Source organism: Thalassospira sp. A40-3 (assembly GCF_015871485.1).
Taxonomy (GTDB): Bacteria; Pseudomonadota; Alphaproteobacteria; order Rhodospirillales; family Thalassospiraceae; genus Thalassospira; species Thalassospira tepidiphila.
Genome location: NZ_CP065428.1, coordinates 1689623 through 1710586, shown reverse-complemented (window position 1 = coordinate 1710586; position 20964 = coordinate 1689623). Strand labels below are relative to the sequence as shown.

21 protein-coding genes are annotated in these 20964 nt (G+C 54.8%); 8 read left to right on the top strand and 13 right to left on the bottom strand.

Annotated features, from left to right (window positions below):
- Positions 1-76: 76 nt before the first annotated feature.
- The 3 genes from IT893_RS07645 to IT893_RS07635 form a co-directional block, all read right to left on the bottom strand.
- Positions 77-241: a DUF1127 domain-containing protein gene (locus IT893_RS07645; protein WP_008891829.1), complete on the bottom strand. Its 165-nt coding sequence runs from the start codon at positions 239-241 to the stop codon at positions 77-79.
- A gap of 310 nt (positions 242-551) precedes the next feature.
- Entirely contained in the window at positions 552-764 is a 213-nt protein-coding gene (locus IT893_RS07640; RefSeq protein WP_252724109.1) for a hypothetical protein, read from the bottom strand.
- Positions 764-1753, bottom strand: coding sequence for an adenylate/guanylate cyclase domain-containing protein (locus IT893_RS07635; RefSeq protein WP_197147380.1), 990 nt, complete (start codon positions 1751-1753; stop codon positions 764-766). The genes IT893_RS07640 and IT893_RS07635 overlap by 1 nt, the downstream gene beginning before the upstream one ends.
- 266 nt (positions 1754-2019) lie before the next feature.
- Between IT893_RS07635 and IT893_RS07630 the strand changes: the two genes are divergently transcribed.
- The 4 genes from IT893_RS07630 (at position 2020) to IT893_RS07615 (ending at position 6285) form a co-directional block, all read left to right on the top strand.
- The gene (locus IT893_RS07630) at positions 2020-3282 is read left to right on the top strand and encodes an ABC transporter substrate-binding protein (protein ID WP_063086948.1); all 1263 of its coding nucleotides are present in this window, start codon (positions 2020-2022) and stop codon (positions 3280-3282) included.
- A gap of 97 nt (positions 3283-3379) precedes the next feature.
- Positions 3380-4288, top strand: a complete 909-nt coding sequence (locus tag IT893_RS07625; RefSeq protein WP_008891832.1) for a carbohydrate ABC transporter permease — start codon at positions 3380-3382, stop codon at positions 4286-4288.
- Positions 4281-5168, top strand: a complete 888-nt coding sequence (locus tag IT893_RS07620; protein ID WP_197147379.1) for a carbohydrate ABC transporter permease — start codon at positions 4281-4283, stop codon at positions 5166-5168. The genes IT893_RS07625 and IT893_RS07620 overlap by 8 nt, the downstream gene beginning before the upstream one ends.
- A gap of 4 nt (positions 5169-5172) precedes the next feature.
- Complete coding sequence (locus IT893_RS07615) at positions 5173-6285, top strand: ABC transporter ATP-binding protein (protein ID WP_064782009.1); 1113 nt, start codon at positions 5173-5175, stop codon at positions 6283-6285.
- An 81-nt stretch (positions 6286-6366) separates the two neighbouring features.
- Here IT893_RS07615 and IT893_RS07610 read toward each other — a convergent pair whose 3' ends face one another.
- The 3 genes from IT893_RS07610 to IT893_RS07600 all read right to left on the bottom strand — a co-directional run bounded on the left by IT893_RS07610 (position 6367) and on the right by IT893_RS07600 (position 10367).
- Entirely contained in the window at positions 6367-7866 is a 1500-nt protein-coding gene (locus IT893_RS07610; RefSeq protein WP_063086945.1) for a cell wall metabolism sensor histidine kinase WalK, read from the bottom strand.
- A gap of 8 nt (positions 7867-7874) precedes the next feature.
- The gene (locus IT893_RS07605) at positions 7875-8609 is read right to left on the bottom strand and encodes a response regulator (protein ID WP_063086944.1); all 735 of its coding nucleotides are present in this window, start codon (positions 8607-8609) and stop codon (positions 7875-7877) included.
- 162 nt (positions 8610-8771) lie between these two features.
- The gene (locus tag IT893_RS07600; RefSeq protein ID WP_252724108.1) at positions 8772-10367 is read right to left on the bottom strand and encodes a choice-of-anchor I family protein; all 1596 of its coding nucleotides are present in this window, start codon (positions 10365-10367) and stop codon (positions 8772-8774) included.
- Between the two features lie 194 nt (positions 10368-10561).
- Here IT893_RS07600 and IT893_RS07595 point away from each other — a divergent pair, with 194 nt between their 5' ends.
- Genes IT893_RS07595 through IT893_RS07585 form a run of 3 tightly spaced genes read left to right on the top strand, consistent with a single transcriptional unit; the run spans position 10562 to position 12115 of the window.
- Positions 10562-11608: an NAD(P)/FAD-dependent oxidoreductase gene (locus IT893_RS07595; protein WP_197147378.1), complete on the top strand. Its 1047-nt coding sequence runs from the start codon at positions 10562-10564 to the stop codon at positions 11606-11608.
- 28 nt (positions 11609-11636) lie between these two features.
- On the top strand, positions 11637-11831 hold the full coding sequence (locus tag IT893_RS07590; RefSeq protein ID WP_197147377.1) for a DUF2256 domain-containing protein: 195 nt from the start codon (positions 11637-11639) through the stop codon (positions 11829-11831).
- On the top strand, positions 11828-12115 hold the full coding sequence (locus tag IT893_RS07585) for a DUF3253 domain-containing protein (RefSeq protein ID WP_197147376.1): 288 nt from the start codon (positions 11828-11830) through the stop codon (positions 12113-12115). The genes IT893_RS07590 and IT893_RS07585 overlap by 4 nt, the downstream gene beginning before the upstream one ends.
- Positions 12116-12124: 9 nt before the next feature.
- Here IT893_RS07585 and pgi read toward each other — a convergent pair whose 3' ends face one another.
- Entirely contained in the window at positions 12125-13771 is a 1647-nt protein-coding gene (gene pgi / locus IT893_RS07580) for a glucose-6-phosphate isomerase (protein ID WP_252724107.1), read from the bottom strand.
- 149 nt (positions 13772-13920) lie between these two features.
- Positions 13921-14880, bottom strand: a complete 960-nt coding sequence (locus IT893_RS07575) for a PfkB family carbohydrate kinase (protein WP_064782013.1) — start codon at positions 14878-14880, stop codon at positions 13921-13923.
- 261 nt (positions 14881-15141) lie between these two features.
- Between IT893_RS07575 and IT893_RS07570 the strand changes: the two genes are divergently transcribed.
- The gene (locus tag IT893_RS07570; RefSeq protein ID WP_197147374.1) at positions 15142-15510 is read left to right on the top strand and encodes a cupin domain-containing protein; all 369 of its coding nucleotides are present in this window, start codon (positions 15142-15144) and stop codon (positions 15508-15510) included.
- A gap of 42 nt (positions 15511-15552) precedes the next feature.
- Here IT893_RS07570 and IT893_RS07565 read toward each other — a convergent pair whose 3' ends face one another.
- The 5 genes from IT893_RS07565 to IT893_RS07545 form a co-directional block, all read right to left on the bottom strand.
- The gene (locus IT893_RS07565) at positions 15553-16146 is read right to left on the bottom strand and encodes a tyrosine phosphatase family protein (RefSeq protein ID WP_197147373.1); all 594 of its coding nucleotides are present in this window, start codon (positions 16144-16146) and stop codon (positions 15553-15555) included.
- A gap of 123 nt (positions 16147-16269) precedes the next feature.
- On the bottom strand, positions 16270-17241 hold the full coding sequence (speB, locus tag IT893_RS07560) for an agmatinase (RefSeq protein WP_197147372.1): 972 nt from the start codon (positions 17239-17241) through the stop codon (positions 16270-16272).
- A 66-nt stretch (positions 17242-17307) separates the two neighbouring features.
- Positions 17308-18813: an aldehyde dehydrogenase gene (locus IT893_RS07555; protein ID WP_197147371.1), complete on the bottom strand. Its 1506-nt coding sequence runs from the start codon at positions 18811-18813 to the stop codon at positions 17308-17310.
- A 93-nt stretch (positions 18814-18906) separates the two neighbouring features.
- Positions 18907-19455, bottom strand: a complete 549-nt coding sequence (locus IT893_RS07550) for a cupin domain-containing protein (RefSeq protein ID WP_008891846.1) — start codon at positions 19453-19455, stop codon at positions 18907-18909.
- Between the two features lie 42 nt (positions 19456-19497).
- Positions 19498-20880, bottom strand: a complete 1383-nt coding sequence (locus IT893_RS07545) for a glutamine synthetase family protein (protein WP_008891847.1) — start codon at positions 20878-20880, stop codon at positions 19498-19500.
- Between the last annotated feature and the right edge of the window lie 84 nt (positions 20881-20964).

Below are 20964 nucleotides of genomic sequence, written 5' to 3'. Positions count from 1 at the left end.
AAACACAAAAAGCCGGACTTGTGTCCGGCTTCCGCATTGGCAATCCCGATGGACGGGTGCCTATATGGTGCGAGCGTTATGCAATCGCGTCACGTGCTGCTTTACGAGCAACGTCTTTGATCTGCCACTGGGAAATCCCGACATCATCAAGATCGCGCTTATCAAGGCCGTAAAGTTCATTCGCGACCGAGCGTGCATAGGCCCAACGGCGAACAGCAACAAGAATACTGGACAGGAACATGTTGAACCTCCTTGGGTTACAATTTTGAATGCTGCCTTGGAGGTGACCTCCAACTGTCTGGCGCATTCATCAGCTTGCTTCGCGTTGCAATATGTCGAAATTCCACTTGATCCTCAACCACCAAAAAATGCATATCATCTGTGCCGTTTATTCACAGATAAGCACAGATCGACAAACCATACCCGACAATCCGTGGCTGATACGGCGATTAAGTATGATGTTTTGAGTTGAATAATACCTGAACGCGCATAGTGCAGCGCAGCATTTTTGCTGACTTTTCAGGTCAAAACGCCCTGCCCCATGCCCTGTCCTAGGCGTTACCCTCTGCGACCTTGGCAAACGGCAAGGCCGATTGAAGGGCATGGACGGTAAGCGGCGCGGCAACGCCTTTGACCGCGAAGTCACCACAGCAAACCGTCGGCTCGGTGATGTGGCTTGCCAGAACATCTGATATCAACAAGGGTGTGCCGATCTGTTTGGTCAGGCTTTCCAGACGGGCCGTCCGGTTTACCGCCACCCCCATCACGGTGAAATCCAGTCGATGGGTGCCGCCAACATTGCCATAGACCACTTCGCCGTAATGAAGCCGACACCAAAGCGAAGGATTGGCAAGCCTTCTTTCAAACGTTTCCGGTTGACATTTTCCAGATCCGCCAAGGCGGCCTTTGCCGCACGCACGGCGTTTTCGCAGACACTTTCGCCTGATTGATTGTTTTCCTGGGCAAAGACAATCAGCATCGCATCGCCGACAAAACGCAAAATTTCGCCCCCATGGGCGCGCACCGCACGTTCGACCGTTTCGAAATAGACATTGAGACTGTCAAGCAGCTGTTCGACCGACAGGGTTTCGGTCATCACCGTAAAATCGCGCACGTCACTGAACCAAAGGGCTGCACGAATGGTTTCACCGTCACCGCGACGAATATGGCCATGCATGACCCGCGCACCGGTGCGTTCGCCCAAATAGGTATCAAGCAACGAATGTTCGATCCGTTTGGTCACATGCAGTTCAAGAACCCCGCCAACGTGGTCCAACAACCCTTCGAAACAGGCGATTTCGCTATCATCGAAACCGTCGGGCTGCTCTGTTGCGATGGTCATAACGCACCAGCGTCCGCCACTGAACCGAATGCGGGTACAATAATAGTCGGTCAACCCCATGCCGATCAGTTCGCCGACAAGCGGGTGATGATCGGCCGGATTGACCTTTGCAAGGTGAATGCGCACCGGGCCACCATGCAGGTTAACGTCTTCGACCGGGCTTCCGATGTAAGAACCGCTTTCATGAATGCCGTGGGTGGCCTCCCACAGACGGGCCCCGTGTTCGCGATCCCACAGAAACGACCAGACGGCGACTTGCGGATGGAGTGCCTCCATCGAGCAGCGCATGCGCGCAATATGAAATCCTTGGGCGTTGATCCGCGTCATCAGTTGGTCAAGGAAGGCATTTGCATCCTCAATCAGGCGGCCTTCTTTGGCAATCCATTCGATAACAGGTGCGCTATTCCACATGGCCGTCCTCTATTCCCCTGCTATCACATGATAATCACGACCAAATTCAATGCACTTATTCCGAGACGTCACAGCTTTAATGCCGACAAACGCCCTAATTGTTTTTGCTGCCCTGCAATATATTAGCGATGTATATTGCCAATTTTGTAACAAAGTGTTTCAGTTCGCAATCTGGAAACGCCCTGTTACAGTTTTGTGGATGCATTGTGCCCCTTCTCGCAGCATGTTGTCGCTGCAAATGGTTAAAAGCCAGGGAGGAAACCTAGATGTATCTGCGCAAAACCATCCTCGCCACTGGTGTGGCGTTTTCTGCACTCGCGACTGCTAACTTTGCTCATGCCGAGCCGACCGCTGAAGTTCTGCACTGGTGGACTTCGGGCGGCGAAGCAAAAGCTGTCGCATCCCTTAAAGAAGATTTCGAAGCCAATGGCGGTACCTGGGTTGATAGCCCGGTCGCTGGTGGTGCTGGCGATGCAGCCATGACCGTTCTGCGTTCGCGCGTTCTGTCGGGTGATGCACCGGCTGCTGTTCAGCTTAAAGGTCCGGCAATTCAGGAATGGGCCGAACAGGGTGCCCTTGCTGATCTCAATGACGTTGCCGCTGCGGAAGGTTGGGATGACGTTATCCCGGCTGCGATCCAGGACGTTATGAAATACGAAGGCGACTATGTTGCTGTTCCGGTAAACGTACACCGCGTTGACTGGATCTGGGCAAACCCGACCCTTCTGGCAAAAGTTGGTGCCGATTCCGCACCGACCACCTGGGACGAGTTCAACGCCCTTGCTGATAAACTGCAGGCTGCTGGCATCACGCCGGTTGCCCATGGTGGTCAGCCGTGGCAGGACGCAACCGTCTTTGAAACCGTCGTTCTTGGCCTTGGCGGCCCGGAATTCTTCCAGAGCGCTCTGGTTGATCTCGACGAAGACGCACTGAACTCCGACACCATGAAAGCGGTGTTTGACCAGATGCGCAAAATCCGTGGTTATGTCGATGCCGACTTCCCGGGTCGTGACTGGAACCTTGCAACCGCAATGGTCATGAATGGCGAAGCCGCCATGCAGATCATGGGTGACTGGGCAAAAGGCGAATTCCTTGCTGCTGGTAAAGTACCGGGCAAAGACTTCATCTGTGCAGCAACCCCGTCTGAAAACGGCTACCTGTTCAATGTTGACAGCTTTGCCATGTTCAACGTTTCGGGCGACGACAAGGTCGCTGGCCAGAAACTGCTTGCCGAACTGATTGTTGGCGAGAAGTTCCAGGAAACCTTCAACCTTCTCAAAGGTTCGATCCCGGCACGTTCAGGCGTTTCGCTTGATAAGTTCGACGATTGCGCCAAGAAGTCCGAAGCTGACCTTCAGGCCGCACAGGAAGCCGGTGGTTTCCTTCCGTCCATGGCACATGGCATGGCGCTTCGTGGCCACCTTGCAGGTGCGATCGTTGACGTCGTGACCGCACATTTCAACTCCGACATGTCGTCTGACGAAGCTGTCTCGCGTCTGGTCGAAGCTGTTGAACTGGCCAAAGACTAATCTCATCTGATCAGTACAATCTGAGATATGAGCAATTTGCAGGCCCCGGAATTTCCGGGGCCTGTTTCCCACTCATTTAACTTTTGAGGCAAAGGTTATGGGGGCTTCTCAAAGCACCGAAAGCAACCTGACGGCCAGCATCCAGCGTCATCTGTCCAAGATCGTTGTTGCACCGTCCTTTGCTGCGTCCCTGTTTTTTGTCTACGGGTTCATCCTGTGGACCGGCTATATGGCGTTTTCCAAGTCGCGCATGCTTCCCGTCTGGGATTGGGCAGGGCTTCGGCAATATGAACGTCTGTGGCAGATGGAACGCTGGCATGTTGCCATTGAAAACCTGCTGATCTTTGGCGGTCTGTTTATTGTGACCTGCCTGATCATCGGGTGCCTTCTGGCAGTTCTTCTTGATCAGCGTATTCGCGCCGAAGGTGCGCTTCGTACGATCTTCCTTTATCCGATGGCCCTGTCCTTCATCGTGACGGGTACTGTCTGGAAATGGCTTCTTAATCCGGGCCTTGGCCTTGAAAGCATGATGCATGACCTCGGCTGGACGAGCTTCAAGTTCGACTGGCTGGTCAATTCGGACATGGCGATCTACACGGTTGTGATCGCAGCAGTCTGGCAGGCATCGGGCTTTGTCATGGCAATGTTCCTTGCGGCATTGCGCGGCGTCGATCAGGACATCATTCGCGCAGCCTATATGGACGGTGCCAGCCTGCCCCGGATCTATTTCGGTATCATCATTCCGTCGATCCGCCCGGTTTTCCTGAGTGCGATCGTCGTTCTGGCCCACCTTGCTGTTAAAAGCTTTGACCTTGTCATCGCGCTTACCGGTGGCGGCCCGGGCTATTCATCGGATCTTCCGGCAACCTTCATGTACACGATGGCCTTCCAGCGTAACCAGCTTGGTGTTGGTGCCGCCAGTGCCATGATGATGCTGGCAACCGTTATGGCGATCATTGTGCCGTATCTGTATTCCGAACTGCGCGGAGGCAAGAAAAATGGCTGATATTCAGACCTATAGCCACGATGCAGGCTGGAAACACACCCTTCTGCGCGGGTTGCTGTATCTTATTCTGATCCTGTTTGCGGCCTATTACCTTTTCCCGCTGATCGTCATGATTTCGACCTCGTTGAAATCGCTTGACGAAATTCGTGAAGGGTCGCTGATTTCACTGCCGCGCGTGGTGACGTTTGATGCATGGAACTATGCGTGGAACGAAGCCTGCGTTGGTGTCGAATGCACCGGGATCAAAATCTATTTCTGGAACTCGGTCAAAATGGCGATCCCCGCCGTTCTGATTTCGACCTTCCTTGGTGCGATCAACGGTTATGCGCTGACCAAGTGGCGGTTCAAGGGTGCAAACATCGTATTTGCCCTGCTGCTGTTTGGTTGCTTCATTCCGTTCCAGGTCGTTCTGCTGCCGATGTCACAGGTTCTTGGCAAACTTGGTCTTGCCAGCTCCACTCCGGGCCTTGTTCTGGTCCACGTGGTTTACGGCCTGTGCTTTACCACTCTGTTCTTCCGGAACTACTACGTTTCGATCCCGGACGAGCTGGTCAAGGCCGCCACCATTGACGGTGCCGGGTTCTTCACCATTTTCTGGCGCATTATTCTGCCGATCTCGACCCCGATCATCGTGGTTTCGGTCATCTGGCAGTTCACCCAGATCTGGAACGACTTCCTGTTCGGTGCTTCGTTCGCCTCTGGCGCAAACGCACCGATGACCGTCGCACTCAACAATATCGTCAACACCACGACCGGCGTGAAACAGTATAACGTTGATATGGCAGCAGCCCTGCTGACCGGCCTTCCGACGTTGCTGGTTTATGTTCTCGCTGGCAAATACTTCGTCCGCGGCCTGACCGCCGGCTCGGTGAAGGGATAAGCAAATGGCATCACTCACCCTCGATAAAGTTCGCAAGGCTTTTGGCCCTGTCGAAGTTCTCAAGGAAATCAATCTGGCGATTGACGATGGCGAGTTTCTCGTCCTTGTCGGTCCGTCCGGTTGCGGCAAATCGACCCTTCTGAACCTGATTGCAGGTCTGGAAACAGCCACCGACGGGGAAATCCGCATCGGGGATCGCGTTATCAACGACGTGCATCCCAAAGACCGTAACATCGCCATGGTGTTCCAGTCCTATGCGCTTTACCCGAACATGACTGTGCGCAAGAACATCACCTTTGGCCTCGAAATCCGTGGCGTTTCAAATCAGGAACGTGACAAGGCCGTTGCCGATGTTGCCAAACTGCTTCAGATCGAAGCACTTCTGGATCGCAAACCGTCCCAGCTTTCGGGTGGTCAGCGTCAGCGTGTGGCCATGGGCCGCGCGCTTGTCCGTGATCCGGATATCTTCCTGTTTGACGAACCGCTTTCCAACCTTGATGCGAAACTGCGTGTCGACATGCGGACCGAGATCAAGAAGCTGCATCAGCGTCTTGGCTCGACCATCGTTTATGTCACCCACGATCAGATCGAAGCCATGACCCTGGCCTCGCGCATCGCGGTGATGAAGGACGGTATCCTGCAGCAGTTCGATACGCCGCAGAACATCTATGAACGCCCCAACAACATGTTTGTTGCCGGCTTCATCGGATCGCCGTCGATGAACTTCATTGATGCGACCCTGACCGAGGACAACGGCAAGCTGGCCCTGACCATCCCGCGCGATGGCAACCCGATTGTCCTGCCGCTGTTTGAGGCACCGGAAAGCTATCGTGGTTATATCGGCAAGGATGTTGTGTTCGGCATTCGCCCCGAAGCCCTGACCCACAAACGTACCGGGTCGGACGAACCGGGCAGCCAGTATGTCAATTTCGACAGCAAGGTCGAAGTGATTGAACCGACCGGTGCCGACACGATGACCGTGATCGAAATCGCCGGTAAGGAAATCGTTGCGCGCGTCCGTCCGGACCGTCAACCGAAACCGGGCGAGAGCATGACGTTCTCGGCCGACATGTCTCAGATCAGTCTGTTTGACCCGGATACCGAGTTGCGGATCTGATCTGATTGGCGGGTGGTTCTGGGGGCCACCCGCCATTCTTCTTTTTGGGCCCTGCTCTGCCCTGCACTTGGCGGGGTAGCCCTAAACCCTGCGTGGCAGGGACACGATCACTTCCAGACCTTTTCCCGGCATATTGCGCAATTCAATGCGCCCGTCATGGGCATCAATCACTGTTTTCACGATTGAAAGCCCAAGACCACTGCCCCCGGTGCTGCGCGCCCGCGATCCTTCGACACGATAAAACGGCAGGAATACCTTGTCCTGATGTTCGACCGGGATACCGGGCCCTTCGTCACGGATGGTGACCAAAACCGTATCCGCCGTTGCTTCCAAACTAACATTGGCCCGATGGCCGTATTTCAGGGCATTTTCAATCAGGTTGGTAAAGGCACGCTTTAACGTGCCAGGACGGCAAGACAACCGGATGCTGCGCTTGCCCTCAAAGGAATGGGCATCATCATTGCCGCCGAACACCGTATGGACCGAGCTGAACTGTAAGGGTTGTGGCCCGGCAAAGCTTACGGGGCGGCCAAGATCGGCGTAATCGTCACAGATGGCTTCAAGCACGGAAATGAAGTCAACCGTGCGTTCTTCCTCCTTGGCGATCCAGTCACCAAGGAAATCAAGCGCGTCATTCAGCAGACTGTCCATTTCATCAAGATCGCGCAAAACGGTCTCGCGCAGTTCATCATTTTCAATGAATTCGGCGCGCAGCCTTAACCGCGTGCTGGGCGTGCGCAAATCGTGCGAAATGGCGGCCAGCATCCGGGTGCGATCGCCCAGCATCCGTGAAATACGTTCGCGCAAATCGTTGTAAGCCGCGGCCATTGACCGCGCCTCTGTGGGCCCTCGTTCCTCGACCGGTGGGCCGCTGACATCATCAGCATGGTCAATGATCGCACGTGTCAGGCGCTTGAACGGGCCTGCCAACAAATCGGCAAGCCCGGCAAACACGACAAGAACCGCGGCCACCCCCATCAGGAACATCAGAAAGACCAGCGACGGGGACGAATAATTCGCCCACAACTCGTTATGGTGCACCAGAATGCGCTTGCCCGACGGCATCATGATTTCCACCTGTGCCTCGAGGCCAAGACGCGCGATTTCACGCGACAATTCGGCAAAGAACAGGCTGGGATTTTCGGTGGCCTCGATCGTGGCGCGCTGTTCGGCACTCAAACGACCGCGTTCGAAATGCACCTTGACCGAGGTCGGCCAACCGGTATTGGCCAGTCGGACCGGCATGGCGATGTGCTGTGCGGGTCTGGAAAACAGTAACAAGGTCCCGACATCATCGGATGGCAGGATGCGCATCGTCATGCCATCGCGCGCAGCAATATCGATGATGTTTTCTTCAAATTCGGGGTTTTCGGCGATCCGTACCAGTTCGCGAATGGTAAAGCCCAGCGTATAGGCCCGACCAATGCGTTCGTCCCGCTCGATAACATAATAGGATGCCATGGCACTGAGGGCTGCAATGATCAGCCCGCCCAGCATCATCAAAAGAAAGATACGCCCGCCCAGCGTGCGCGGCTTGTAGCGGCGCATATAGTTGCTGAATTTTGCGAACATATCGGCCATGGGTCGGCCTAAATCGTTTGGGTGTCGGCGCAGAACTGATAGCCGATGCCGCGCACTGTCTTGATCAGTTTCGGGTTCTTGGCGTCTTTTTCGATTTTGCGGCGCAGGCGGCTGATCTGGATATCGATACTGCGATCAAACGGCAGCGAGCTTTGTCCGCGCACAATATCAACAAGCTGCTCACGCGACAGCGCCCGCTTGTTGTTTTTGACCAGAGCCAGAAGCAACGAAAACTCGCCGGTCGACAAATGCACGGCAACATTATCAGCATCGCGTAATTCGCGTGATCCGATATCAAGCGTCCATTCACCGAAAATGATCTTGTGCGCCGGGGCGACTTCGTTATCAGACGGCCCAACCGCCCCCGTTTCAAAGCGCCGGAACACTGCACGGATACGGGCCAGCAATTCACGCGGATTAAACGGCTTGGTCAGGTAATCATCTGCACCAAGTTCAAGGCCAAGAATACGATCGGTATCCTCGCCCACCGCGGTCAGCATGACAATCGGCACCTTGGAGGTCCGTCGAACATCCCGGCACAGCGCAAAGCCGTCCTCGCCCGGCAACATGATATCAAGAATCACCAGATCGATTTTCCAGTCGCGCAGTGCACGATGCATTTCATTGCCGTCGGACACGGTGGTAATGCGAAAACCGTGTTGTAACAGGAACTTCTTCAAAAGCTTCTGGATTTCCTGGTCGTCATCAACGACCAGAATATGTGGTTCACGTCGCGTCGTCAGTGTCCCGAACTCCCCTGATATTCATCGGCCATGTCCCCGACCGCGGCGGGAGTTTAGTCGATATCGCCACCGGTTTGAACCGTTTTCCATCTGGCGTTTAAAAAGGAAAAAGCCGGGCAATGCCCGGCTTCCCCATATCCAGTAATCAGGGCTGTAATCGGGTTACTTCAGGTCATAAACCTTGGTGCTACCAGATACTTCCGATGCCACCACCAGCATTGCGTTGCCGGTCGGGCTGTCCTTGGCATCAACAAACTGCAGGCCTTCGGGGGCCAGTTCACCGGCAGTATCATTTTCCGGATTGCCTGAGAAACGACGATCACTGTGATAGGTGACGAATTGCGGGTTGGTCGGGTTGGTCAGGTCATAGACCATGAAGCCGCCCTGACGTTCCAGCCCGATAAAGGCATAGGGCGTGCCATTGACATAGCCACTTGCAATGCCTTCTGGCTCCGGGCCCTTGTCATCGGAGCGGTTGTCACGGCTGTAGTTTTCAGTATCCGAGGAATTGAAAACATTGGGATAGTTCGCCGCCAGGATCTGCTCAAACGCATCACCACTGTCAAAGACCATTTCACCGTCCGCATCCAGCACCGAGAACGACCGTGCGCCATAGCTATAGATGACATCGAAATCGCCATCACCATCAACGTCGCCCTGCGCGGTTGTGGTCTTCAAACGACCAAGATTTTCATCCTTTTGCAGGGTGCTTGCGGTTGGGAAGGCCACCGGATCAAGCGTCAGTTTGCCAACGCGGGTTTCCTCGCTGTAGCCGTCATAGTCGCGTGAATCGCCTTCGTTGGCGATCAGGACCCATTCCTTGCCATCAATATTGATTGCATCGATGGTGTCAGGCATGAACATGCCCATCACCGGCCAAGTGCGGATATTGATCTTGCCGTCCTTGTCGCTGGCATCAAAGGCATGAACCGAATGATCCTTGAAGCCAAGACCGGCGACGTTTTTGATGGTTGCAGTTTCGATATCGATAATCGCAATCGCGTTGTTTTCCTGCAACGACACATAGGCTGTTTTGCTGTCCTTGGAGACGGCGATATATTCCGGCTCCACATCCTGTGCCACGCTTGAAGCACCCGGATTGGACGTCCGCATGCCATAGGGCAGCTTGCCATCATTCAGGAACTTGAAATCAACCGTGCGGACGTCATCATCGGACAAGTTTTCTGCACCACCGGCCATGGAAATGATCGAAACACTACCTTCCGGATCATTGGTGAATGCGTCATTCGGCTCGCCTTCGTTTGCGACCAGAACATATTTCCCATCCGGGGAGAACTTGATCATGTCGGGCAGTGCGCCCACGGTGACCGCTGAAATAAACCCGCCATCGGTATCAAAGAAAACGGCCTGACCCGGTGCCTGCTTATCGGTATTTTCCACGGCCACGGCGACAACGCCATTTTTGATGGCAACACTGTTGGCACCCTTGCCCCAGGTGGAAAGATCAATCGCATCGATCTTGGTCAGTTCGGACGGATCAGACATATCAAGAATATCGACCACTTTGTCCGCGCCATTGACGACAAAGATGCGCTTTGACACCGGATCAAATGCCGGAATTTCCGCCGCACTTTCATCTAGCATCCCGGTACGATATTCGCCCATCGGCACAATCGTGATCGGATGCGCACCCGCATTCATGACGTCACCCGCCATCTTGGTTTGGTTGGGTGCCGTGCCTGCACAGGCTGTCAGAAGCAACGAAACAGCGGCTGTCGCCATCAATGAAGAACGCATGTTTTCCCCTTGGAATAACCGTAATCAAAGCAGGCAGACTGCGTGTTTGTTGTAACGGTTTCATGACCCGGTCGTGACAGTTTCATAAATTTCTTATCGGTGGGACTGCTCCAATTCCGGTCTGGTTTCGTATCGAAACTATAACTTTAAACAATCCGTCGGGACTTGCCCCGCGACCCAGACAGGAGCCACACATGCCACGGATGTCAAACGTGAATATTGCGATCATTGGTGCCGGAATGGCGGGCCTAAAAGCGGCCAGCACGCTGCACCGCATTGGCATGAACGTAACGGTTTTTGAAAAAAGCCGCGGTCTTGGCGGGCGTCTGGCGTCACGGCGCACCGACTTTGGTCATTTCAATCATGGTGCGCAATATGTGACGGCGCGTGATCCGGGGTTTAATGCGTTTTTGCAAGAAGCAACCGAGTTTAACGCCGCCCAGAACTGGTCGCCCAACCTTCATCGCGGAACGTCCGCCCCCGCACAATCCGGTGCGGCACTTTCACCGATCGCGCGCCATGTCGGCAACCTTGCCGAAGAGCCCTGGTATCAGGGTGCGCCGCAGATGAACAAACTGATCCGCCCCCTGGTCGACACCTTCCCGATCCAGAAGCAACACCGTATTATCGGCATCGAGCCGAACGGCCCGCGCAGTTTTATGCTCCATGATGATCTGGACGGCACATACGGCCCGTTTGATGGTGTGATCGTTACCGCCCCTGCCCCGCAGACCGCCGATCTTTTGCGCCCGCTTGCCCCGCGCTATGCCCCGATTGACGAGGTTGTCATGGCTCCGTGCTGGGCGGTTATGGCCGCCTTTGAAACCCCGCTTCCGACCGGCTTTGACGCGATGCTGTATCCGAGCCCCGAAATCAGCTGGGCCGCGCGCAGCAGCCAGAACGATGACATGTTCCACCGTCGCACACCCGATCCGTGGGTGCTGCATGCCAGCCCGGAATGGTCACGTCAGCACCTTGAAGAAGACAAGGACCGCGTGATTGAAAAGCTGCTGGCTGCCCTTCGTGATGTCAGTGGTGTCAAACTGCCAGAACTTCATTCGGTTCAGGCCCATCGTTGGCGCTATGCGCGGACTGAATTGCCGCTTGGCAAAAGTCACCTTAATGGCATGAATGGCCGGGTGATTGCCGCAGGGGATTGGTGCCTTGGCGCACGGGTCGAGGCGGCTTGGCGCAGTGGCCGAACAGCGGCACATGCCATGGTCGAAGCACTGATCGGATAATCGACAAACTTGATCCGAACGCAGTGTCATGCCGAAAAATGCCAATGGACATCGTCACAGCAAATCAGATTTGCCGCAGAAAACCTGCGTGACATGCGCGCGGCCTTTTAACTGGCGGCGCAAATGGAAGGATTGCTGGGACGAGGTTCAGTATTGCTCTGACCGGTGCCGACGCCAGCGAAAGCAGCCTGCAAAAACCGACATGCAGAACCAAGTGTCATGATGTTTGACCAAAAAGACGAAGATCAGCCAACCTATGCCATCCTGCGCCAGCGCGTGATTGATCTGGCAACAGAGCGCGGGCCAGACAGAACGATATGCCCGTCCGAAGTTGCCAAAACCTTTGGCTCCTACTGGCGGGATTTGATGCCGCGCGTGCATCAGGTGGCAGAGCAACTGTGTGCTGAACGCAAACTGACATTTGAAAAGGGCGGCATCAGCCATGGCCAAAACCGCCCTTCGGGTCACTATCGATTGCGCATTGTCGCCGATGATCAGGACGACTAAGCCAGGTTATTAGCCACGCAACGCATGCAGGCGTTTGATCAGACCGGCGGTCGATGCATCACGTGTACCGGCATCTTCCTTGCCCTCAACCATCGGAAGCAATTCCTTGGCAAGCTGCTTGCCAAGTTCAACGCCCCACTGGTCATAGGAATTGACGTTCCAGATGATGCCCTGAACAAAGATTTTATGTTCATACATCGCGACCAACCGGCCAAGGGTGAAGGGATCAAGCTGCTTATAGAGGATCATGGTGCTGGGCTTGTTGCCATCAAACACCTTTTGCGGTGCCAGCACGTCAATTTCGGCCGGGCTCAAATCACTGCCAGAAAGCTCTTCACGGACTTCGGCCTCGGTCTTGCCGCGCATCAATGCCTCGGCTTGTGCAAGGCAGTTCGACACCAGCTTGTCATGATGGTTGGCCAACGGATGAAGCGCATTGGCAGCCACGATGAAATCAACCGGGATCAGTTCCGTGCCCTGATGGATCAGCTGATAAAACGCATGCTGACCATTTGTCCCCGGCTCTCCCCAGATGATCGGGCCGGTTTCATAGGCAATCGGTTTGCCGTCACGGGTCACAGACTTGCCATTGCTTTCCATATCGGCCTGTTGCAGATAGGCTGGCAGACGCGACAGATGCTGATCATAAGGCAGGATGGCCTGACTGGAAGCGCCGAGCACATTGCGATACCACACCCCGATCAGGCCGAGGATCATTGGAATGTTGGTTTCAATCGGGGCGGTTTTGAAATGGTTGTCCATTGACTGCGCACCACGCAGCAATTCTTCGAACTTGTCATACCCGACCGCCAGAATGATCGGCAGACCGATTGCCGACCACAGGCTGTAACGCCCGCCAACCCAGTCCCAAAAACCGAATGCATTGTCGGTATCAATGCCAAATGCCGCGACCTTATCAAGGGCGGTTGAGACGGCAACGAAATGCTTGGCAACGGCGGCTTCGTCTTTCAGCATGCCGACAAGCCAGTCACGCGCCGAATAAGCGTTGGTTAGCGTTTCGTCTGTGGTGAAGGTTTTGGATGCAATGATGAAAAGCGTCGTTTCCGCATCAAGGAATTTCAGCGTATCGACAATATGCGCGCCATCAACGTTCGACACAAAATGGCAGCGAATGCCATCAATGTGATAAGGACGCAGCGCTTCGTTGACCATCACCGGGCCAAGGTCGGAGCCCCCAATACCGATATTGACCACATCGATGATTTTCTTGCCGGTATGGCCTTTCCATTCGCCGGAATGGACGCGTCCTGCAAAGTCTTTCAGACGGGCAAGCACTTCCTTGACCGCCGGCATCACGTCTTCGCCGTCAACCTCGACCGGGCCACCATCAAGATTGCGAAGTGCTGTATGCAGGACCGCGCGGTTTTCGGTGACATTGATCCGATCACCCGCAAACATCCGGTCGCGCCAGCCTTCGATATTGGCCGCCTTGGCAAGCTCAACCAGAGCCGCCATCACATCGTCGGTGATCAGGTTTTTGGAATAATCAACAAACAGGTCATTGAGGGCCGCACTGTATCGTTCAAACCGTGCGGGATCATCGGCAAAGGCCTGACGCAGGTTGAGCTTTTCGGAAACTTCCGCGCCCAGTTGATCGAGTTTATCCCAGCTTGCGGTCATTTTATCAGCAGACATACCACCCTCGGCCCATTCAAATTTATTCATAACAATACGGTGCTATTGCCAACAGGCTAACACGCGTTTCAAACCATGTGTGGGACAGTTTGCAGCACGCGGCGGCAAGATTATGGCCGCCGCGTGATTTTTCATTTACGCCTGTGATCTTATCGGTTCGACAGAAAGTCTTCGACTTCTTTTTCCGTCGGTAATGCGTTGATGGCACCACGCTTGGTTGCCGTGATCGCCCCGACCGCATTGGCAAAGCGGCACGCGGCTGCAAGCTTGTCTTCGGACCCCAGAAGTTCCGGGTCCTTCAGCAGGCGCGACAGGAAGCCTGCCGTGCAGCCATCCCCTGCCCCGGTCGCATCAACCGCGGTGATTTCAAAGGACGGCACAAAACCATCAAACGCCGGGGTGATGTAACGTGATCCCTTGGGACCGTAAGTCACAATCATCGCGCGCCATTGATCACACCACAGATCCTTGATGCCTTCTTCAAGGTCATCCTTGCCGGAAACAAAGGTGATTTCCTCGTCCGACATCTTGACGACATCGGCCTGACTGATCGCAAGGCGCAGGATTTCACGTGCCTTTTCCGCACTCGGCCATAGCGGCAGGCGCAGGTTGGGATCACACGAAATAATCGCGCCGTTTTCACGCGCAATCTTGATCGCCTCAAGAGTTGCCGCGCGCGGGTCATCATCGATCATGCACAGGGTTCCGTAATGGAACAGATCGGTGGATTTCAGCATGTCCTGATCAAGATCAGCAATGCTGAGCAACATGTCGGCTGACGGGCTGCGATAGAATGAAAATTCGCGTTCCCCATCGGCACGCAGGGAGACGAAGGCAAGCCCGGTCAGGGCTTCCTTGGTCAGGACAATGCCCGATGTATCGACATTGTCGGCCTTAAGGGTATCGACCAGAAAATGGCCAAAGGCATCATCGCCGAGTTTACCGATAAAACCGGTTTCAATACCCAGACGCTGCAAACCCACAGCCGCATTGCCCGGTGCGCCCCCGGCCGCCTTGGCAAAGGCCGGCGCATCGGCAAGGCCGGTTCCGGTCACGGTCGGAACAAAATCAATCAGCAGTTCCCCAAGACAAACAGCTTTGGCTGTCATGACGTTTCTCCGTTCGAATTGTCCGCAAATTCGGCGGATCAATAGTATGTGGTCTGTGGGACCCACCGCCTTTTAAATCGATTCAACGCGTCAGACAAATGCTAATCGAACGTGGCGTCGCATTCACCCGCATATCGGCTTTTCACATTCTTGCGCAAAAGGCTTGGCCCCAAAAGATTAGGACTTCAGTGCGAAAATCGACCCGGATATAAAGTCGCGAAATCAAAACCAAACGACACTAGCAGACAACAGGGCATTTTCATGAGCACACTCGTCGCACGCAATCTGATGCAAAGTTTTGATCAAATTACCGACTATTGGTCGCCAAAAGTCATTGGTGAAGTGAATAACCAATATCTCAAAATTGCAAAAGTAAAAGGCGAACTGGTCTGGCATGCCCATGACGAGGAAGACGAGCTGTTCCATATCGTCAAGGGGAGCCTGATCATCGAGTTCGAAGACCACAAGGTCGAACTGAGCGAAGGTGAATTTCTGACCATCCCCAAAGGGGTCATGCATAACCCGATTGCCAAGGATGAGTGCTGGGTCCTGCTGATTGAAAGCAAATCGACCAAACACACTGGCAATGTTGTTACTGAAAAAACCAAAACCCTATCGCAGCAACTGTAACCTCAACCAAATTGCTGCGACAGAGTGCCTGTGGCGAACGAATTACGTCTTCTGCAGGCCTTTGCCAAAGCCGACTTCACGTTGGCGTTCCAGTTCGGTCATCCAGCGTTCGAACATCGCATCACGCTCAAGCTGAATGGCGTAGTGGCGATGAAGGGCCGCGGTCAGGCGCCCCTCGCGCCCCAAGAGTTCATCGGCAAAGGCGATCATGACCGAGTTCGGCCAGGCAATCGGGCGCATTTCGCGGATGGTGGTGAAGATGCTGTCTTCATCGCGGTCCGGCTCGCACTGTGCCATCAGGGTGATCATGGCAGCGGTCGAACGCGACACTCCCATGTGACAATGCACCAGCAAATGACCATCGCGGCGATCCGCACGGCTTCCGATCAGGGTTTCGCCGTAAGCAAGGATGGCTTCGACATCGGCCTTGGTCGGTGCCGGACGGCCTTCCTTGTCCTCGATCACGTCATGGAAACGTAAAATAGTGCGTTCATGCGGGTCAAAGTTGGCAAAGATGGTCGGGTCTTCGCGTTCGGGATCAAGGACCGAAAGGACATGGGTCACACCATGGCTGCGATGGGTCGGCAGTTCGTCAATGCCACAGATGGTCAGGCGCGAAATAGCAATTGGTTTCATTTCCTTGATCTCCTGTCTTCTTTTGTTTTTCTGACTGCTATCAGAGCACAGGAAAATGAAAAAACAAGGGCCGGTATCATGAAATAATACCGGCCCCCTTAAATTTTGATCTGAAATGTCAGATTACTTTGCGCGGTTAACCGCATGAATGTTCAGCATTTCCCACGCCATGGTCGCACCGGCAAGCGCTGTGATGTCCGAAACATCATAAGGCGGGGAAACTTCGACCACGTCACTGCCGATCAGGTTCACATGCCCCGCAAGACCGCGCAGGATCGACACGGCCTGATGGCTCGTCAAACCGCCCAGAACCGGCGTACCGGTGCCCGGTGCATAGCACGGATCAAGCCCATCAATGTCAAAGGTGATATAGGCCGGGTTGTCACCCACCGTGGCCCTGATCTTTTCGACAATGGCGTCAATCGACATCGACTGAACATCCGGGCCATAAAGGATATTGAACCCGTGGGTCGATTCATTGTGGGTGCGAATACCGACCTGAATGGATTTTGACGGATTGACGATGCCCTTTTTGGCCGCATGCCAGAACATGGTGCCGTGATCAATCCGATCACCATCATCTTCCCAGGTGTCGGAATGGGCATCAAACTGGATCAGTGAAATGCCATCACCGTACTTTTCGGCGTGCGCTTTCAGGATCGGATAGGTGATGAAGTGATCACCACCGATGGTGAGCATCTTGGCGCCGGACTGAACGATGTCACGTGCGTGATCTTCGATCATTTCCGGAAGCTTTTCCGGATGGCCCGGATCAATGACCATGTCGCCATAATCAATCACTGCCATCTCGGCAAAGATATCGCGGCCAGACGGGAAATGCGGTGCCCAGGCAAGGTTGGTCGATGCACGACGCACACCCTGCGGGCCCAGACGCGTGCCCGGGCGGCTTGATGTTGCAAGATCATAGGGAATACCGGTCACAGCAACATCAATCCCATTGAGGTCGCGTGAATATCGGCGGCGCATGAAGGACAGCGCACCGGAATACATCGGCTCGCTGGTGTTCTGATGCACAGATTTTGCCGTAAAGGCGTTATCACCGCCCTTGGTGTCAATGACCCCGGTGCTGCTCATTTTTAAACCCTTCTTACTTCCCGTATCAAACCCGGACCGTCTGCCTGCCAGCGGTCGACGGAGTTCTTACGCGTCGCCCAGTGCAATCCAGGTCGACTTGATTTCACAATATTTGTCCAGCGCATGCAGCGAACGGTCGCGACCGGTACCGGACTGTTTGTAACCACCAAACGGCATGGTGATTGATCCACCGTCCCAGCAATTGACCCAGACAAGACCCGAACGCAGTTTCTTTGCGGTCATGTGTGCCTTGTTGATGTCGCGCGTCCAGACTGCTGCTGCCAGACCATATGGCGTATCATTTGCGGTCTGAACAGCCTCTTTCCAGTCCTTGACCGAAATAACCGACAGAACCGGGCCAAAGATTTCTTCCTTGGCAATCGTCATGTCGTTCTTGATGCCGTCAAACACGGTCGGCTCGACATAATACCCACCAGATTCGGTGCGAACCCGCTTGCCACCGGTGCGAAGAACCCCGCCCTCGCTGGAGCCTTTTTCGATATAGCCCAGAACACGGTTCATCTGGCTTTCATCGACAATCGCGCCCATCTGGCTTTTCGGATCAAGCGGATCACCCGGCTGCATTTTCGCACCCGCGGCGACCACTTTTTCAATAAACTCGTCCTTGATGCTTTCTTCGACAATCAGACGCGAACCAGCTGTGCAGACCTCGCCCTGATTATAGAAGATACCGCCCGCTGCCGCCGCGGCAGCCGCATCCATATCCGGGCAATCGGCCAGAACGATGTTCGGGCTTTTGCCACCGCATTCCAGCCAGACACGCTTCATGTTCGACTGACCGGAATACTGCAAGAACAGCTTGCCGACTTCGCCCGACCCGGTAAAGGTCACACAATCAACATCTTCATGCAGGCCAAGCGCCTTGCCTGCCGTCGGGCCAAAGCCCGGCACAACGTTCAGAACGCCTTCGGGAATACCGGCCTCAACAGCGATTTCGGCAACACGAAGGGCGGTCAGTGGTGACTGCTCAGCTGGTTTGAGGATGATCGAGTTTCCCATCGCCAGGGCCGGGCCAAGCTTCCAGACCGCCATCATCAGCGGGAAGTTCCACGGCACAACGGCGGCAACCACACCCAGCGGTTCACGGGTGATCATGCCGATTTCATTGGTGCCCGACGGAGAGATTTCGTCGTAGATCTTGTCAATCGCCTCGGCATACCAGCGGATGCACTTATAGGACAGCGGAATGTCATCGCGCGCGGCCAGTGTGATCGGCTTGCCCATATCAAGGCTTTCGAGAAGTGCCAGTTCGGCGGCGTTCTTTTCCAGCAGATCGGCGAAATGCAGCATGATTGCCTTGCGTTTCGCAGGGGCGGCTTCGGACCAGCTGCCTTTTCCAAACACCGCACGCGCCGATGCCACCGCACGATTGACGTCTTCGACGTCGCATTCGGCAACCTTGGTCAGCACCGACCCGTCACGCGGGCTGATGCAATCAAATGTCTTGCCGGATGCCGCATCGACATAGGCACCGTTGATGAACGCCTTGTTGCGAATATCAAGGGCGGCGGCCTGCGCGGTCAGTTGTTCAAAATTCATCGGATTGGTCATCGCAAGTCTCCTGACGGATGGCGCGTTTGGATTTTTCAAAGTTGATCATGGCACTTGGCACCCTGATGGGCACTCTGGCAGCACGATCTGTCATCAATATGACGGTGGCGTCGCCGCACTGACGACTTCACATTCCCCGTCACCCACATTTCGAAAACGATGTGGAATTTCTGCATTGAAGTAATAGGCATCACCGGGGCCAAGCACCTTGACCCGTTCGCCTACCGTGACTTCAAGCTTGCCGCGGACGACAACACCGGCTTCCTCGCCCTTCTGGACAATCAGGTTGTTACCGGTATCCCCGCCCGCAGGGTACGTTTCATGCAGCACGCGCAAATTACGGTCCTTGCGCGATGCCCCGACAAGACGCATCGACATCGTCCCGTCGGACAGTTCGACAAGGTCTTCTTTCCTGAAAAAGATTTCTTCACCGGTATCAAGATCAATGGTGAAGAAATCAATCAGGCTCATGGGAATGCCGGCCAGAACCTTGGCCAGACTATCAACAGACGGGCTGACCCGGTTCTGTTCAATCGTCGAGATCGTGCTGTTGGTCACACCGGCCCGGCGGGCCAGTTCACGCTGCGACAGCCCGTACATGCTGCGCACCGCCTTCAGACGATCCCCTACCTTTTGCGACATTCCCGTCTTTTCCCTGTCAAACTTTATTGTTGTTTTGTCTGGTTATACCGCGTCGAGATACCAGCGATATTCCAGCTGGGTGACTTCGGCAAAGAACTCGTCATATTCGGCACGGCGACAGATATCGAACACCTCGACAAAACGTTCGCCCAGATATTCCTTGACGATATCGCCTTCGACAAAGCGATCGAGGGCCGAAATCATGCTGCGCGGAACAATGCGTCCGCCATGCTGCTCATAGCCGTTGCCAACGGTCGGTTCACCCGGATCAAGTTTGTTCTTCATGCCGTGATGCATGCCCGCCAATACACACGCCAGAACCAGATACGGGTTGGCATCGGCACCCGACACGCGGTGTTCAACACGCGCAGCCTTCGGGCTGCCAGCCGGGATGCGAAGGGCGACGGTACGGTTATTCAAACCCCAGTTCGGTGACATCGGCGCATAGGCCTTGTTCTGGAACCGGCGGAAGGAGTTCGGGTTGGGTGCAAAGATCGCCATGCTTTCAAACATGCTTTCCTGCAGGCCACCAATCGCAAAGCGCAGATTGTCCGACACTTCCTCGTCACCCACCGGTGACAGAACATTATTGTCATCCTTGTCACGCAGCGACACATGAACATGCAGGCCATTGCCCGCCTGATCGGAATAAGGTTTTGCCATGAAGGTCGCGGTAACCCCGTGATCCCAGGCAATGCCCTTAACCACGCGTTTAAGCTGCATGGCGTGATCAGCCGCCATCATCGGATCGGTCACGTGACCAAGATTGATTTCAAACTGCCCCGGGCCTGCTTCGGCAACGATGGTGTCGGCCGGAATGCCCTGACGGTTCAGTTCGGCAACCGCATCATGCAGGACTTTTTCAAAATCCTCGATCTGTTGCAGGCCATAAACCTGCACGCCGTCAGACGCAATACCACCACCAAGCGGTTGCGGCGGCAGCGGTGCGGCGGTTTCCTGGTTCTGATCGGCAAGATAGAATTCAAGTTCAAGTGCCACGGTCGGATAAAAACCATCGGCCGCCATGCGATCAACGACGCCCTGCAACACATTGCGCGGATCAGCAAAGAACTTGGTGCCGTCAAGGTTATACAGGCTCATCATCACCTGTGCGAGTGGCAGTTCACCATAAGGCACACGGCACAGGGTGCCTGGGATCGGTTTTGCCAGATTGTCCTGATCACCGCTCGACCAAAGAAGCCCTGTGCCTTCGGGGTTGTCACCCGTGATATCAACCAGGCACATCGAGCCCGGCAGAGTTACACCTTCGCTAAAGCTTTTAAGGAATTTCTGTTTGCTGATTCGCTTGCCGCGAAACACGCCGTTAATGTCGGGAATGAGCAACTCAACAAGTTCGACATCCGGATTTTCTTCAAAGAATCGTTGGGCTTCCGCCCTACTGTCTTCGACGAACGACTTGTTCATCGTCATATACTCCCAGAGAAGGCCTGTTATTAAACTGTAACGCATCGTGCCGCGCCGGATAGCCCCGGTCAAGCCCCTTCGTTC

Bases quoted from the DNA above. Each gene is read 5' to 3' on its own strand.
- IT893_RS07610 (WP_063086945.1), bottom strand. From the start codon at position 7,866: ATGGCCGATATGTTCGCAAAATTCAGCAACTATATGCGCCGCTACAAG.
- IT893_RS07575 (WP_064782013.1), bottom strand. From the start codon at position 14,880: ATGACAGCCAAAGCTGTTTGTCTTGGGGAACTGCTGATTGATTTTGTT.
- IT893_RS07545 (WP_008891847.1), bottom strand. From the start codon at position 20,880: ATGAACAAGTCGTTCGTCGAAGACAGTAGGGCGGAAGCCCAACGATTC.
- IT893_RS07570 (WP_197147374.1), top strand. From the start codon at position 15,142: ATGAGCACACTCGTCGCACGCAATCTGATGCAAAGTTTTGATCAAATT.
- pgi (WP_252724107.1), bottom strand. From the start codon at position 13,771: ATGTCTGCTGATAAAATGACCGCAAGCTGGGATAAACTCGATCAACTG.
- speB (WP_197147372.1), bottom strand. From the start codon at position 17,241: ATGAGCAGCACCGGGGTCATTGACACCAAGGGCGGTGATAACGCCTTT.
- IT893_RS07550 (WP_008891846.1), bottom strand. From the start codon at position 19,455: ATGTCGCAAAAGGTAGGGGATCGTCTGAAGGCGGTGCGCAGCATGTAC.
- IT893_RS07615 (WP_064782009.1), top strand. From the start codon at position 5,173: ATGGCATCACTCACCCTCGATAAAGTTCGCAAGGCTTTTGGCCCTGTC.
- IT893_RS07630 (WP_063086948.1), top strand. From the start codon at position 2,020: ATGTATCTGCGCAAAACCATCCTCGCCACTGGTGTGGCGTTTTCTGCA.
- IT893_RS07555 (WP_197147371.1), bottom strand. From the start codon at position 18,813: ATGACCAATCCGATGAATTTTGAACAACTGACCGCGCAGGCCGCCGCC.
- IT893_RS07590 (WP_197147377.1), top strand. From the start codon at position 11,637: ATGCCGAAAAATGCCAATGGACATCGTCACAGCAAATCAGATTTGCCG.
- IT893_RS07635 (WP_197147380.1), bottom strand. From the start codon at position 1,753: ATGTGGAATAGCGCACCTGTTATCGAATGGATTGCCAAAGAAGGCCGC.
- IT893_RS07645 (WP_008891829.1), bottom strand. From the start codon at position 241: ATGTTCCTGTCCAGTATTCTTGTTGCTGTTCGCCGTTGGGCCTATGCA.
- IT893_RS07640 (WP_252724109.1), bottom strand. From the start codon at position 764: ATGGGGGTGGCGGTAAACCGGACGGCCCGTCTGGAAAGCCTGACCAAA.
- IT893_RS07565 (WP_197147373.1), bottom strand. From the start codon at position 16,146: ATGAAACCAATTGCTATTTCGCGCCTGACCATCTGTGGCATTGACGAA.
- IT893_RS07585 (WP_197147376.1), top strand. From the start codon at position 11,828: ATGATGTTTGACCAAAAAGACGAAGATCAGCCAACCTATGCCATCCTG.
- IT893_RS07625 (WP_008891832.1), top strand. From the start codon at position 3,380: ATGGGGGCTTCTCAAAGCACCGAAAGCAACCTGACGGCCAGCATCCAG.
- IT893_RS07595 (WP_197147378.1), top strand. From the start codon at position 10,562: ATGCCACGGATGTCAAACGTGAATATTGCGATCATTGGTGCCGGAATG.
- IT893_RS07600 (WP_252724108.1), bottom strand. From the start codon at position 10,367: ATGCGTTCTTCATTGATGGCGACAGCCGCTGTTTCGTTGCTTCTGACA.
- IT893_RS07620 (WP_197147379.1), top strand. From the start codon at position 4,281: ATGGCTGATATTCAGACCTATAGCCACGATGCAGGCTGGAAACACACC.